At 67.1% G+C, this 13,092-nt stretch carries 9 protein-coding genes; 4 read left to right on the top strand and 5 right to left on the bottom strand.

The features are described from left to right. Positions 1-82: 82 nt before the first annotated feature. On the bottom strand, positions 83-1,012 hold the full coding sequence (locus EJV47_RS20050; RefSeq protein WP_126695047.1) for an SMP-30/gluconolactonase/LRE family protein: 930 nt from the start codon (positions 1,010-1,012) through the stop codon (positions 83-85). Positions 1,013-1,074: 62 nt separating this feature from the next. Next, a complete protein-coding gene (locus EJV47_RS20045) occupies positions 1,075-2,406 on the bottom strand; it encodes an NAD(P)/FAD-dependent oxidoreductase (RefSeq protein ID WP_126694987.1) in 1,332 nt (443 codons plus the stop codon). A gap of 222 nt (positions 2,407-2,628) precedes the next feature. On the opposite strand from EJV47_RS20045, the gene EJV47_RS20040 reads away from it, so the two are divergent. The 3 genes from EJV47_RS20040 to treF all read left to right on the top strand — a co-directional run bounded on the left by EJV47_RS20040 (position 2,629) and on the right by treF (position 5,846). Continuing rightward, positions 2,629-3,024, top strand: a complete 396-nt coding sequence (locus tag EJV47_RS20040) for a hypothetical protein (RefSeq protein ID WP_126694986.1) — start codon at positions 2,629-2,631, stop codon at positions 3,022-3,024. A gap of 57 nt (positions 3,025-3,081) precedes the next feature. Next, positions 3,082-4,107, top strand: a complete 1,026-nt coding sequence (locus tag EJV47_RS20035; RefSeq protein ID WP_126694985.1) for a glycoside hydrolase family 43 protein — start codon at positions 3,082-3,084, stop codon at positions 4,105-4,107. A 167-nt stretch (positions 4,108-4,274) separates the two neighbouring features. Further along, complete coding sequence (gene treF, locus EJV47_RS20030; RefSeq protein WP_126694984.1) at positions 4,275-5,846, top strand: alpha,alpha-trehalase TreF; 1,572 nt, start codon at positions 4,275-4,277, stop codon at positions 5,844-5,846. Positions 5,847-6,288: 442 nt separating this feature from the next. Here treF and EJV47_RS20025 read toward each other — a convergent pair whose 3' ends face one another. From EJV47_RS20025 to EJV47_RS20015, 3 genes are all read right to left on the bottom strand, one after another. Then, the gene (locus EJV47_RS20025) at positions 6,289-7,908 is read right to left on the bottom strand and encodes a glycoside hydrolase family 28 protein (RefSeq protein ID WP_126694983.1); all 1,620 of its coding nucleotides are present in this window, start codon (positions 7,906-7,908) and stop codon (positions 6,289-6,291) included. A gap of 274 nt (positions 7,909-8,182) precedes the next feature. Beyond that, positions 8,183-9,997 carry a M61 family metallopeptidase gene (locus EJV47_RS20020; protein ID WP_126694982.1) on the bottom strand — a complete coding sequence of 605 codons (1,815 nt, stop codon included), beginning with the start codon at positions 9,995-9,997 and terminating at the stop codon, positions 8,183-8,185. A gap of 99 nt (positions 9,998-10,096) precedes the next feature. Continuing rightward, positions 10,097-10,435: a hypothetical protein gene (locus EJV47_RS20015; RefSeq protein ID WP_126694981.1), complete on the bottom strand. Its 339-nt coding sequence runs from the start codon at positions 10,433-10,435 to the stop codon at positions 10,097-10,099. A gap of 459 nt (positions 10,436-10,894) precedes the next feature. Between EJV47_RS20015 and EJV47_RS20010 the strand changes: the two genes are divergently transcribed. Continuing rightward, the gene (locus EJV47_RS20010) at positions 10,895-13,036 is read left to right on the top strand and encodes a T9SS type A sorting domain-containing protein (RefSeq protein WP_165903844.1); all 2,142 of its coding nucleotides are present in this window, start codon (positions 10,895-10,897) and stop codon (positions 13,034-13,036) included. Positions 13,037-13,092 lie beyond the last annotated feature (56 nt).

Genomic DNA, 13,092 nt, shown 5'->3' with positions numbered 1-13,092 from the left:
GTGCGCCCGCAAACGGGCCAGCTGCAAACCTTGAACGGCAGAAAAGCCGCTACGGCCAATCAAGCTTCCGCCAATCCGGCGGCTACAGCGCCCCGCTCACGCGCATGGGCAGCACGTAGACGGCCTCCGAAGCGGTAATAAACAGGGTGCGCCGGTCTTTGCCTCCGAAGCAGACGTTGCCGGTCCAGGCTTCCGGCACGTCGATATGGTCGATCTGGCGGCCGGCGGGGTTGTACACGGTCACGCCCTTGCCGGTCAGGTACACGTTGCCCTCCCGGTCGAGAGTCATGCCGTCGGAGCCCTGCTCCACGAACAGCTGCCGGTCAAGCAGCCGGCCGTCGGCGCCGATGCGGTAGCGGTAGGTTTTGCCGGCGCCGATGTCGGCCACGTACAGGGTGCGGCCGTCGGGCGTGCCGATGATGCCGTTGGGTTGGCGCAAATCGGCGTCGACGGCGACGGGCGCGGCCTGCTGGGTGGCCATGTAGTAGACCTTCTGCCCGTCAAGCTCGGAGGTGGTGCGCGTCCAGTAGTCGCGCTGGTAGTAGGGGTCGGTGAAGTAGAGGCCGCCGGTTTTGGGGTTCAGCCACAGGTCGTTGGGGCCGTTGAGGCGCTTGCCCTGCAGGTCCTTCACCAGCACCGTGACTTTGCCATTGGGGCCAATGGACCAGAGCTGGTTGTGCTCGTCGGCGCAGGCCAGCAGGTTGCCTTTCTGGTCGAAATACAGGCCATTGGAGCGGCCGGCCGGGTCGAGAAACACGCTCAGCTTGCCGTCGAGGCCGTATTTCCAGATTTTGTTGTTGGGCTGGTCGGTGAAGAACACGTTGCCGGCGCGGTCGGCGGCCGGGCCCTCGGTGAACTTAAACTGCCGGGCCACCAGCTGCGGCTTGGCGCCGGGGGCCACGACGGGGCTGGCGGCCGGGGTGGTTTGGGCGGGCTTCACGGAAGGCGGAGGCGGCGTGCCCGTTTGCGGCGCAGCGCCGAGCAGGGCCAGAAAAAGCAGCGGATTCAGCATCATAAGCGGCGGGCCTCCCCGGGGCCGGGCGGCGGATAAGCGTGGTGGAAACAGACAAGCGGCTACACAATGGCCTTTTCGGTGGTGGCCTCCACCGGCACCGGCTCGCGCGTGCGGCCGATGATGTAGCGCCGGCCCTTGTCGAAGGTGAAGTAGCTCCAGGTCCAGTTCATGAGCACCACCAGGCGGTTGCGGAAGCTGATGAGCGACATCAGGTGCACGAACATCCACATCAGCCAGGCCAGCAGGCCCTGGGTGCGCCAGTCTTTGCCGCCGAGCTTGATGTCGGCCACGGCGTGGTTGCGGCCGATGGTGGCCATAGTGCCCTTGTCGTCGTAGCGGAAGGGCTGCAGAGGGCGGCCGGCCAGCAGGTTTTCCAGGTTCTGGGCCAGCAGGCGGCCCTGCTGCATGGCGGGCTGGGCCAGCATGGGGTGGCCCTCGGGGTTTTCGGGACTGACGATGGCCGCAATGTCGCCGATGGCGAAGATGTTGGGGAAGCCCTGCACGCGGTTGTACTCATCGACGGCGTAGCGGCCGCCCTTGCGCAGGCACTCCGGCGGCAAACCCGGCAGCGGCGCCCCAGCCACGCCCGCGGCCCAGATAAGCGTGCGGGTGATGAGCGTTTCGCCGGTGCTGAGCGTGACGGTGTAGCCGTCGTAGCTCTTGACGCGCTTGTTCAGGTGCACCTGCACGCCGAAATCTTCCAGGTACTTCAGCGCCGCTGCGGAAGCCTCGGCCGACATGCCCTTGAGCAGCAAATCCCCGCTCTGGATGAGGTGAATGTCCATCTGCTTGAAGTCCAGCTCGCGGTAGTCGCGGGGGAAGACGTGGCGGCGCAGCTCGCTCAGGGCCCCGGCCAGCTCCACGCCGGTAGGCCCGCCGCCCACGATGACGAAGTCGAGCAGGCTATTCAGCTGCTCCTCGTCGCCGAGCTGCAGGGCCTTCTCGAAGTTCGACAGCACCGTGTTGCGCAGCTCGATGGCGTCCTCCACGCTCTTCATGGCAATGGCGTTGCGCTCCATCTGCTGGTCGCCGAAGTAGTTGGTGGTGGCGCCGGTGGCCACCACCAGGTAGTCGTAGCGCACCAGGCCGATGGACGTCTCGACCACCTGCCGGCCGGCGTCGATGCGCTGCACCTCGGCCAGGCGGAAAAAGAAGTTGGGCTGCTCGTCGAGGATTTTGCGGAAGGGTGACACCACCGTGTCGGCTTCGAGGCCGGCGGTGGCTACCTGGTAGAGCAGGGGCTGGAAGCAGTGGTAGTTCTGCTTGTCGATGAGCACGACCTGCACGGGGGCGTGGCGCAGGGCTTTGGCCAGCTCCAGCCCGCCGAAGCCGCCGCCCACGATAACCACGCGCGGTTTTCCCAGGTCTTCGATTTTGGCCAGGCCTTCCATAAGCAGCAGTCAGAGGGGTGAACGGGGGCAAGATACGGCCAGCCGCCGGCCGCGGCTGCCAACAGGGCCAAACGGGAGAAGCGGCGGGGCGGTTACCGGCCGGATAGCCCGCCGCCACGGTCAAACTGGCCGGCCGGCTCAATCTTTGGGCCACCGTTGGTCGTACTGCCTGGTACTGCGCCCCGCTTGCCCACCTTCCCACACCTTCCCGCACCTAAGTTTATGCACCTGGAATTGCTCGTCGACCGGCCGGAGCTGGTCATCAGCTACGACGCGGCCAACGACTGGCTGTACGCCGACTGGCGCGGCCCCCACGACGCGGAATCGTCGCGGGCCTGCTGTATGCTGCTGCTCGAAACGCTGCGGCGCCATCCGGCCCGCAAGCTGCTCAACGACAACTCCAACATCACCCGGCAAACCATGCAGCTCAGCGAGTGGAGCATCTGGTGGGTGGAGCAGATGGCCCAGGCGGGTATGCGCTACATTGCCTGGATTTTCCCGCGCTCCTTCGACCACCGGCCCAGCACTGAGCAGATTGTCAAGTTTATTCCGCGCCCCGCCGTAGCCGCCTTCGACGATGTGGCCTCGGCCTATACCTGGTTGCAGCAGCAGGCCTAGCCAACCCCCGGCCCCGGGCGGCGCGTACAGCTAAGCCTGTACCCACGCCGCCCCGCCATGCCCGCTGCCCCCGGTTACTACCAGAACCCCGTCCTCGACGCCGACTTCCCCGACCCGACCATCATCCGCGCCCCGGATGGCTGGTACTACGCCTACGGCACCCAGACCAAGCTTTTCGGCGGGCGCGTCGTCAATATTCAGGTGGCCCGCTCCCGCGACCTGGTGCACTGGGACTACCTTGGCGAGGCCCTGCCCGAAAAGCCCCGCTGGGCCGCCGCCACGCAGGAATTCTGGGCTCCGCACGTGAGCCAGCACGAGGGCCGCTACTACCTCTACTACTCCGCCGAGCCCGACTACGGCGCGGGGCTGGCCCTGGCCGTAGCCACGGCCCATGCGCCCACCGGCCCGTTCGTGGACATCGGCCGGCCGCTGCTGCACACCGGCATGTCGGGCTTCGCCGACATCGACCCCATGGCCTTCGACGACCCGGCTACCGGCCGCCGCTGGCTGTATTGGGGCTCGGGTTTCGGGCCGCTGCGGGTGCGCGAGCTGGCCCCCGACCGCGTGTCCTTTCTACCCGGCAGCGAGACCGTGGAGCTGCTGCCCGCCCGGCCCGACGACCCCACGCATTACCAGCGGCTAATTGAGGGTAGCTGGGTGATTCTGCGCCAGGGCTGGTACTACCTGTTTTACTCCGGCAACAACTGCTGCGGGCCCGATGCCCACTACGGCGTGCTGGTGGCCCGCTCCCGCGCCGCCACCGGCCCCTTCGAGACGCTGGCCGACGCCACCGGCGGCCCCGGGACCATCCTGGAAGCTTCCGCTGACTGGCGCGCCCCCGGCCACAACTGCGTCGTTACCGACGAGGCGGGGCAGGACTGGTTAGCCTACCATGCCATCAACCCGGCCCGGCCCACGTTCAACGCCATCGACGCCGACCAGGGCTACTCGCGGCGCGTGATGCTGCTGGACCGGCTGGAGTACCCCGCCGACGGCTGGCCCCGGCTGGTAACCGGCGGTACGGCCTCGCGCCGGCCCATGCCCGCGCCGATAGGGCAGGCGTCCGTGCCGTCCGCGTCGTAGCGCGAAGCTCTGCTTCGCGTATCGTTGAACGTCGTCGTTGAACGACAATCGTCCGGCCGTTGATCGTAACAACGTCAGCAACGATACGCGAAGCAGAGCTTCGCGCTACGACGCTTCGCTTACGACGCGGTTACGCCGCGTGGGCTGCCAATGCCGTACTCCTGCTTATGAACCGATTCGCCCTTTCCTGCCTGACGCTGCTGCTGACCACGCACGCGGCGTGGGCGCAGCCTTCGCCCCGGCAGTTGTACCCCACGGTGTTCGAAGCCGTGCAGCTCGGCGGCATCTTCCCCGACAGCAAAACCTTCGTGGATGCGCGGCCCAGGCTGGCCCCGGCCGACATTGAGCGGGCCTACCAGCAGCAGCGCGGGCAGCCGGATTTTCAGTTGCGGCGCTTCGTGGAGCAGCACTTTCAGCTGCCCACCGCCCCCACCGATGCCTACCACAGCCGCGTGCAGGCCGGCCTGCGTCACCACCTCGATACGCTCTGGACGGTGCTGCAGCGCCCGCCCGGGCAGGCCGAAGGCGCGCACGGCTCCTTGCTGCCGCTGCCCCGGCCCTACGTGGTGCCCGGCGGGCGTTTCCGCGAGGTGTACTACTGGGACTCCTACTTCACCATGCTGGGCCTGCGCGAGAGTGGACGCACGGCGCTGATTCGCGGCATGGTCGACAACTTCGCCAGCCTGATTGACCGGCAGGGCTTCATCCCGAACGGCAACCGCACCTACTACCTCACCCGCTCGCAGCCGCCCTTCTTCGCCCAGATGGTAAACCTGCTGGCCCAGGCGCAGGGCGACTCGGTGCGCCGCCGCTACCAGCCCCGGCTGCTGCGCGAGTATCAGTACTGGATGGCCGGCGCCGACTCCCTGCAGCCCGGCGAGGCCCGCCGCTGCGCCGTGCGCCTGCCCGGTGGCGAGGTGCTCAACCGCTACTGGGACGCCGGCGACTACGCCCGCGAGGAGTCTTACGCCGAGGACGTGGCCACCGCCAGGCAAAGCCCGCAGCCGGCCCCGCAGTTTTACCGCAACGTGCGCGCCGCCGCCGCCTCGGGCTGGGACTTCAGCACCCGCTGGTTCGGGGCGGGCGGCACGCTGGCCAGCATCCGCACCACCGAGCTGGTGCCCGTCGACCTGAACTGCCTGCTCTACGGGCTGGAAATGACCCTGGCCGACGGCTACCACGCCCAGGCGGACGAGGCCCGGGCCCGGGAGTTTGAGCGCCGCGCTACTGCCCGCCGCCGGGCCATTCTGCGCTACTGCTGGGACGCCAAGCAAGGCTGGTTTGTCGATTACGATCTGACGGCCCGCGGGCCGGCCCGGGTGCGCACCCTGGCGGCGGCCTTTCCGCTGTACTTCGGCCTGGCCACCAGCAAGCAGGCCCGCCTGGTAGCCGCCGGCCTGCAGCGCGACTTCCTGAAAGCCGGCGGCCTGGTGACGACGCTCACCCGCAGCGGGCAGCAGTGGGACGCGCCCAACGGCTGGGCCCCGCTGCAGTACGTGGCCATCGAAGGGCTGGAGCACTACCGGCACCGGGCGCTGGCCCGCACCGTGGCCGAGCGGTGGGTGCAGCTGAACGTGCGCGTGTTCGAGCAGACGGGCAAGCTGCTGGAGAAGTACAACGTGGAGGACACCGCCCTGCTGGCCGGCGGCGGCGAGTACCCCACTCAGGACGGCTTCGGCTGGACCAACGGCGTGCTGCTCACGCTGATGAACCACTACCAGCTCGGCCCGGCGAAGTAGCTCCCTCCGAGTGGCGGTAAAAAGCTAGAAGCTAGTTCCCCTCCTCAGCTGACGAGGGGAACTAGCTTTTGGTCTTTGGTTAATCGTTGATGGATTTAGTATTAGAGCGGTTCTGCTGTTGCTTTCTAATCTGCTAGGGAAACCAAATTGATTTGAATATTAATTATAATATATATTATTGCAGTAAGTCGGTTAGGCGTGGCGTGAGCCGGTTGGGCGCGCAGTAGAGCGGTTGGGGTGGAAATGGGCCGGTTAGCCGTGGAAACCCGGGGCGCAAGGGTGGAAACTTCGCGGCCAGGCTTGGAAAGCTGCGGCGCATAGCTGCAGATGCGGTGACGACGCGTGGAAACGCGGCGGGCAGGCGTGACAACCGGCCGGACCCGGACCACAACGCGGCCGTTAACGCTGGTGAAGCGCCGCGCCGCCACGGAATAGCCGGTGCTTACTGCTTCGCGGCAGGCGGGGCCCACTGGGGGGCGGGCCAGCCGGCGGGCTGGGCGGGCGTGCAGCGGCGGAAGCGGATATCGGCCGAACTGTCGCCGGCGACGGTGGCTTTCAGCTCGTGGCCCGGCCCGCCGAACTGCACCCGGTCGAAGAGCACTTGGCGGGCATCCAGGAAATTGAGCTGGGACTCGGCGGTCTGCAAGGTGGCGTGGCGCACGGTGAAGTCCTGCACGTCGGCGGCGGTGAAAAGCTTCTGGGCCTTCACGGTCAGGTTTTCGAGCAGCACGTGGCGCAGCGGGGCTTCCGGAATAGCCTCCACCTTCACGAAATAGCTGGCCTGCTCCACGACGATGTCGCGGGCGGTGATGTGGGCGAAGTGCGGCGTGAGGGCGGTGACGGGGCGGGCCGGCAGGCGGCTGGCCAGGCCGCCCACGTGGGTCTGGCTGCCGAGCATGTCCCAGTGAAAGGCCGTGGCCTTGAGGTTCATCCGGATTCGCTCGTAGGTCAGGTTTTCGCCCCCGCCCCCGCGCGGCCGGCGCGTCTTGAAGCGGATGCCCACGCCGGTGTTGTCGAACACGCAGTCGTGCACGTAGAGGTTGCGAATCATAGCCGCCGTTTCGCTGCCGCAGGTGATGCCGCCGTGGCCTTCGCGGGCCAGGCAGTGGCGCACCACCACGTTTTCGGTGGGCCGGTTCACGCGTAGCCCGTCTTCGCCGCGGCCCGCCTTGAGGGTAAAGCAGTCGTCGCCCGCGCTGAGGGTGCAGTACTCGATGAGCACGTTGCGCGAGGATTCCACGTCGATGCCGTCGCCGCGCTGAATGCCCACGGAATTGACCGTCACGCCCCGGATGATGACCCCGTCGCAGTACACCGGCACGATGTTCCAGAAGGCGGTATTTTCCAGCGAAACGCCCTCGATGTACACGCCCCGGCAGTTGATGGGCGAGATGAACATGGGCGGAAACACGATGCTGCCGCCCCGGCCCTCGTACACGCGCTCGGCCACCGGCGTGGCGGCCAGTACCACGTTTTCCACCACGTCGTGGGTCATCGTCTGCTTACGCACCGAGCCGCCCTGCGCCGGCCCGATAAGCCGGCCCCGGCCCGTCACGGCAATGTTCTGCTGCCCGTTGGCGTATATGCAGGCGCCCAGCGACATGACTTCCACGCCCTCGGTACGGGTGAATACGGCCGGGTGGTAGTCCTCCACCTCGCCGCTGAACTGCAGCTCCGCCCCGTCCTCGAAGTGCAGGTTGACGTTGCTTTTCAGGCTGATACGCCCCGTGAGCCACTGCCCGGCCGGAACAATGGCCGTGCCGCCCCCGCGCCGGCTCACTTCGTCGATGGTAGCTTGGATGGCGGCCGTGGCCATGATGCCCGGCGCGGCGCCGCGCTCGGTGATGCGCAGCGCGAAGGCCGGGAAGCTGGGCTTCTTGAGCTGCGGCATGGCAAACGGCGCTTTCACCGGGGCAATGTCAGCGGGCAGATTGGCCGCGCCTACCTGGTCCTTGGTGGGGATGCTGGCGGTGGCGCCGGCCGGAGCACCCGGCCGCAGCGCGGCGCAGGAGGCGGCTAGCAGCAGCAGGAAGAGGCAGGCGGAGAAAAGGCGGTGGGGCATAGGGAGAGCGGTGGACCTCACCCCCCTGGCCCCCGAAGAAATGCTTGATGCGCATTCCCCTTCGGGCGAGGGGGAGCCTGACGACTGTGGGTGGTGCGGGTATTAGTGAAGTGCTCAGGATGGAGCGAATAGCAGTAAACCAACGGCTTGATGGCGGTAATACAGTCCTGCACCATCCTGAACCTGGTTTGCAAAACGCATTCGGGCCGCGCTTCTGCACCGGCTTGGTGCGAGAAACGCGGCCCGAATCAGCTGGCCGGAGGTGTCAGCTGGCCTACAGGTTCTTCTGCCAGGCCTGGCGCAGGGCCAGTTGCTGGGGCGTAGCCTGCGGGTCGAGGGCGAAGTAGTAGCGCTTGGTTTCGTCGCGCTCCACGGTGCGGCAGCGGATTTTCTTCTCCTTCCCGTCGCGGCTGATGGTCAGCTCCACTTCCTCGCCGGGCTTGCCGCTCTGCATGGCCACCAGGGTCTGGCGGAAGGTTTCGGCCTTCACGGCCGCGCCGTTGTAGCTCACAAGCTGGTCGCCCACGCCGATGCCGCAGGCCTGCAGCGCGGGGCTGACCTGGGCGAAGGCAATGCCGCCGCCCGCCAGCGGGGCGTAGCCGTTGGTGCCCAAGGAGCCCAGCTTGCGGCCGGTGCGGTACACGGGCTCGTAGCGGATGCCCACCTTGCCGTAGTATTCCTTGAGCGGCAGGGGCTCGGCGTTTTCCACGTAGCGGCGGAAAAAGTCGCGGATTTCGGGGTAGGTGGCCTTGGTGAAGTCGTCGAAGAAGTTCTGCTCGCTGATGGGCTTGCTCGGGCCGTACTGCTTGGCCAGCTCCAGCAGCACCTCGCGCAGCCCGCGCTTGCCGCCCGACAGCTCCAGCAGGCGCAAATCGAGCAGGGCGGCCGTCATGGCCCCGCGCTGGTAGATGTTGCCGTACTGCTCCTGGCCCTCGTCGGTGAAGGAGTTCAGGCCCAGCTTTTTCAGCGAGTACGTGGTGTCGGCGCGCAGGTGGTCGTAGGCCACCTTGTCGCGCAGGGTGTTCAGGTAGTCATCCAGCGAAATCAGCCCGCCGCGCAGCTGCATCATGTGGGCGGCCCACTCGGTGGTGCCCTCGTACAGCCACAGGTGCTGCGAGCCAGTGGGCTGCACGAAGTTGAACTGCTCGATGATTTCGGAGTGGATGTTCAGCGGCGTCACGATGTGGAAAAATTCGTGCGCGGCCATGTCGGTGATGCTCTGCGCGTACTCGGGCGTGAGCGGCTGCTCCTTCAGCGTGTACTCCGAGCTGTAGGAATGTTCCCAGGCGCCCTGGCTCTGGTCCTCGAAATGGTAGAGGAAGGCGTAGCGCTTCACCGGCAGCTGCACCAGGAAGCTCTGAGCGGCACCCAGCATCTTCTGCATGGCGCCCAGCAGCGGCTCGGCCTTGATCTGGTCGGTCTTGGAGTAGCAGTACAGGGCCACTTCGGCGTCGCCGAGCTTGGTGGTGGCCTGCGTGAGGCGGCCCAGCAGGATGGGCGAGTCGACGGCGTGGTCGTAGTTCTTGGCGTGGTAGTAGCCCTGGGCGTCGGGCGTGAGGGCCGAGCCGGCCTGCCAGCCGCTGGGGTAGTTGATTTTCAGCCGCAGCGGGGCGCTCTGCATGCCCTGGGGGTAGCCCAGGATGGTCTGGCCGTTGAGCAGGGCGTGGTCGGCTTCGAGCGAGGAGCCGCACATGCGGTAGATACGGTGCTCCTGCACGGGCGTATCCCAGGTTTCGGCAATGGTGTAGCGGATTTCGCGGACCTTATCGGGCTGGCTGAGCTGCCACTGGTTGGGGCTGAGCTGCTTGCTGTCCACCGGCTTGCCCTTGGCGTCGAGGGCCTCGAACTTGCGCACGAAGCGGCCCATGTCCATGACCTGGTAGGTGCCGGGCGCGGTGGAGGCAAACTGGTAGATGGCCTGGTCTTTCTTGAGCTTCTTGGGCAGCTGCAAGGTCACCTGAAACTCATCGGTGGACTTGGCCGGGTCGATGGTGACGGTGTAGGTCAGCTCCGGGGGCGTGGCGGCCAGGGCCGGGGCGGCGCAGAAAAGCAGGGCGGCCAGCGGGGCCGGGCGGAGGGAGGTAAGCATAAGCAAAAGTAAGGCGCCTAACGGATGCAGAAGCCGCCCGAGCGTTGCGCGCCCGCCGCCCATTTTTTGCCGCGGGCCCGCTGGCAGACGTCAGCGGCCCTATTTCACGTTCAGCGGCCGCACTTCGCCGGTGAGCTTGTCCACCTCGAAGGCGGCGCGGTTGGGCATGCGGCCTTGCCAGTCGGTGCGCGGCACCAGGGCCTGCCACTGCGCATTCACCTCCACGAAGGCGGCCGAGTCGACCACGAACAGGCTGGCGTTGGGCTGGGCGCTGATGTAGCGGCGCAGCGCGTTGCGGGCATCGGCCTCGGATTCGGCCACGGGGCCGGCCGCCGTGCCCGCCTGGGCCGCCACGGTATTGGAGTTGACCAGGCGCGGAGCCTGCTGGCAGCTGCCGAGTCCGGCGGTCAGGGTCAGCGCGAAGAGAGTGTATTTCATGGAGTGAAGCTAAAAACCGGCCCGCGGTCGGATGGTTGGCGGCCCGGGCCGGCGGAGGTTGCAGCAGGCTAACGCAGATTCCATGCGTAGCGGTCTGAAATGGGCTTGGTACGATAGAGTTGGCTCGGGGTGTTTATTGTACTATATCCGAAGGCGGGGTGCCCCAGTGTCGAATGCGTTGTCTGGGGATAGTTTAAAAATATTCCAGATAGTGAGGCGCTGGGGTTTTCTTTCTGTTAAGAATTATTGTGTAGGACTAAAGAAATAAAATGCGTCAATAGGAAAAGAATATGCGTGAAAAATATGCTTTTGCTAAGAAACCGATAGGATGAGCTATTGTGCGCCGGAAAACGACTCTGTTACCTTAGAAGTGCAAATATGATTTGCTTCTCCACGCCACTTCCTTCTACTAATGCTATGAACACAACTTGTACTCTCCCCCTGCGAGGCAATACCCTCGTGCGTACGGTTGGCGGGCTGCTGCTGGGCAGCCTGCTGGCCGTGAACCTGCCCCGGGCCGCGGCCCAGACCGCCGCTTTTCCGCGCAACGAAACCTTTAAGGGCAACGCGGCCACCAACTTTACCTTCGGCGGCGCGGCCCGACTGACGGGTACCGGCGGCAGCGGCAACGACGCCGTGGGCCAGGGCTACCTGCGCCTCACCGACGCCGTGACCAACCAAGCCGGCTACGCCATCGACAACGTAGGCTTCCCGGCCGGGGCGGGCTTTACCATCTCGTTTGAGTTCTTCAGCTACGGCCGCACCACTGCCGACGGCGCCGACGGCTTCAGCGTGTTCCTGGTCGACGCGGCCAACCAGCCCAGCTCGGGTTTCCGCATCGGGGCCTCGGGCGGCTCCCTCGGCTACGCCCAGAAAACCGTCGACCCGGTGGCGGCGGGCGTCTCGCGCGGCTACATCGGCATTGGTATCGACGAGTTTGGCAACTACTCGGCCGGCACCGAAGGCCGCTCGGGCGGGGCCGCCGTGGGCGACAGTGAGGGCAAGGTACCCAACGCGGTGGCCATCCGTGGCGCCGGCAACGGCTCCTCCAGCACCGACTACCCTTACCTCACCGGCACCAGCCTGAACGCGCTGGGCTTCACCCTGGACGTGCCCACCGCCCGGGCCCAGGCCGGCTCGGCCGACTACCGCCGCGCCTACATCGACGTGGTGCCCACCACCGCGGGCGGCACCACCACCTACCGCATTACGGTGCGCATTCAGCACGGCAATGCGGTGCACACCGCCATCAGCAGCTTCCAGGTGGCTACCCCGCCCTCGAACCTGCGCCTGGGCTTTGCCGGTGCCACCGGCGGCAGCACCAACGTGCACGAAATCCGCAACCTCAACCTGGTGCAGGTGCCCTTCGCCGCCGATGATGCCGCCACCACGGCCTACAACGCAGCCGTGAACGTGTCCATCCTGGGCAATGACGTGGCCCCGGGCAGCAACCTCGACCCCGCCACGGTTGACCTCGACCCGAACACGGCCGGCGTGCAGACTTCCCTGGCCGTGCCGGGCAAGGGCTCCTTCGCCGTCAACAGCGCGGGCGTGGTGACCTTCACGCCCAGCGGCTCCTTCGCCGGCACCGTCACGGCCCCGTACACGGTGCAGTCGGTGCTGCGCGGCGACTATACCTCCAGCCCGGCCAACATCACCGTGACGGTGCAGGGCGCCGACCTGGCCACCACCGTGAGCGGCCCGACCACGGCTACGGCCGGTAGCAACATCACCTACGCCATGCGCACCAGCAACGCCGGCGGCCTCACGGCTACCAACGTGGTGCCCAAGCTGCAGCTGCCCACCGGCCTGCCCGCTGCCAACGTGACGGCCGCCGGCGGCAGCTACGACCCGGGCACCGGCTGGGTGACCTTCGGGCAAATCAGCAGCCTCGCCAGCAGCAGCACGCCCGTCGACCACACCGTGACCTTCCGCGCGCCCAGCACCGGCCCGGTAGCCGGCCTGGCTACCGCCGCTTCCTCGGCCGTGCCCGACCCGGTCGACGCCAATAACTCGGCCTCGGTGACGACGGCCATCAGCGGCGCCCCGCTACCGGTGGAGCTGACGCGCTTCGAGGCCCGCGCCCAGGGGCCGGATGCCGCGCTGAGCTGGACCACGGCCCAGGAAAAAAACAACGACCGGTTTGAGGTGGAGCGCTCCGCCGACGGCCGCCGCTTCGAGCGGGTGGGCAGCGTGAGCGGCCGCGGCACCGCCACCACGGCCGCCGAGTACCGCTACCACGACGCCGCCGCGGCCCGCGCCGGCCAGCAGCTCTACTACCGTCTGCGCCAGGTCGACCTTGACGGCACCGCCTCGTACTCCGAGGTGCGGGTCGTGCGCTTCGCCGACAAGCTGACCCCGGCCATTGCGCTCTACCCCAACCCCGCCGCCGGGGCGGACGCCACCCTCGATTTGCGCGCCCTGGCCGCCGGCCGCTACTCGGTGCGCGTGCTCGACGTAACCGGCCGCGTGGTGCAGCAGCTGCAGGCCGCCGGCGCCCAGCTCCAACCGCTTTCCCTGCAGGCCCTGCGCCCTGGCACCTACGTGGTGCAGGTAAGCGGCCCGCAGCGCCCGATGTCACTGCCGCTGGTACGCTACTAATGGCCGTGAGCGGCTGGCCGCGGCTGCTGCCAGGGGCGTAGGAGGCCCGCACGCAG

The sequence above is a fragment of the Hymenobacter gummosus genome (assembly GCF_003970915.1).
In the GTDB taxonomy this organism is placed as follows: domain Bacteria; phylum Bacteroidota; class Bacteroidia; order Cytophagales; family Hymenobacteraceae; genus Solirubrum; species Solirubrum gummosum.
This window is presented reverse-complemented; position numbering and strand designations above follow the sequence as displayed.

Bases quoted from the DNA above. Each gene is read 5' to 3' on its own strand.
- EJV47_RS20020 (WP_126694982.1), bottom strand. From the start codon at position 9,997: ATGCTTACCTCCCTCCGCCCGGCCCCGCTGGCCGCCCTGCTTTTCTGC.
- EJV47_RS20025 (WP_126694983.1), bottom strand. From the start codon at position 7,908: ATGCCCCACCGCCTTTTCTCCGCCTGCCTCTTCCTGCTGCTGCTAGCC.
- EJV47_RS20045 (WP_126694987.1), bottom strand. From the start codon at position 2,406: ATGGAAGGCCTGGCCAAAATCGAAGACCTGGGAAAACCGCGCGTGGTT.
- EJV47_RS20015 (WP_126694981.1), bottom strand. From the start codon at position 10,435: ATGAAATACACTCTCTTCGCGCTGACCCTGACCGCCGGACTCGGCAGC.
- treF (WP_126694984.1), top strand. From the start codon at position 4,275: ATGAACCGATTCGCCCTTTCCTGCCTGACGCTGCTGCTGACCACGCAC.
- EJV47_RS20040 (WP_126694986.1), top strand. From the start codon at position 2,629: ATGCACCTGGAATTGCTCGTCGACCGGCCGGAGCTGGTCATCAGCTAC.
- EJV47_RS20050 (WP_126695047.1), bottom strand. From the start codon at position 1,012: ATGCTGAATCCGCTGCTTTTTCTGGCCCTGCTCGGCGCTGCGCCGCAA.
- EJV47_RS20035 (WP_126694985.1), top strand. From the start codon at position 3,082: ATGCCCGCTGCCCCCGGTTACTACCAGAACCCCGTCCTCGACGCCGAC.